This window comes from Amycolatopsis sp. lyj-346, assembly GCF_046548975.1.
In the GTDB taxonomy this organism is placed as follows: domain Bacteria; phylum Actinomycetota; class Actinomycetes; order Mycobacteriales; family Pseudonocardiaceae; genus Amycolatopsis.
In genome coordinates this window covers 1-878 of record NZ_JAJPWT010000053.1, presented here as the reverse complement: position 1 = coordinate 878, position 878 = coordinate 1, and the positions used below count along the sequence as shown (strand labels likewise).

Annotated in this window: 1 protein-coding gene; it reads left to right on the top strand. The window is 73.5% G+C overall.

All coding sequences use genetic code 11. The features are described 5' to 3' along the window. A partial coding sequence (locus ACLJQE_RS44625) for an SAV_2336 N-terminal domain-related protein (RefSeq protein WP_410645921.1) occupies positions 1–878 on the top strand: 878 nt, incomplete at both ends.

The following is an 878-nucleotide window of genomic DNA, read 5'->3' as shown; positions in this document are numbered from 1 at the left end:
CGGCTGCTGGAACGGCTGGGAGCGTTTCGGTCGATCCGGGTCCGGCTGCTGGAAACCGGTAAGACCGGGGCAGCCGAGGGGGGCGAGGTCCTCGGCCCGACTCTGCGTGGCGGTACGGCCGACGCCCCGGCGCGCGGGGCCGGCGAGGTCATCGGCTCGGCGGACCGGAGCCTCCTGCTGCTCGTGACCGATGGGGTCAGCGACGCGTGGCACCGGGACCTGGTTTCGCCGATGCTCGCCCGGTGGGGACGGGCCATGCCGGTCGCGATCGTGCACCTGCTGCCGCAGCGCCTCTGGCCCCGCGGCGGGATGGGGATCCACCAGGCGGTGCTCACCCCACCCGGCCCGTTGCGGCCCAACGGCACCTACGACGTGCAGCCGGCCGACGTCCTCCTGGATCCCGCCGAGGCCGCCGAGCTCACCGCCGGTGCGGTCCCGGTGCCCGTGCTCGAACTGCAGGACCGGTGGCTCGGCTGGTGGGCGTCGATGGTCACCGGAATGGGTGGCCTGCCCCGCAAAGCCGCCGTAGTGCTCGCCCGCGACGAGCCACGGCCCGGTGATCGCGGTGCGGGGCAGCAGTCGGAGCGGTCCGCACGAGAAAAGGTGAAGCTTTTCCACAGTTCCGCTTCTCCGTCCGCGTTCCGGCTCGCGACACTGCTGGCCGCGGTGCCCGTGGACGTCGGCGTCGCCCGCACCCTGCAGGCCGAACTGGTTCCCGGCTCCGGTCCCGGCCACCTCGCCGAGGTCTTCACCAGCGGGCTGCTGGAGCGGGTCCGGGACGGAACTCCCTGGGACCGGGCGCACTGGGAGTTTTCCGACCACGTCCGGCAGCTGCTGCTGCGAGGCGCGCGACGCTCGGACACGGCCCACGCCGTGAT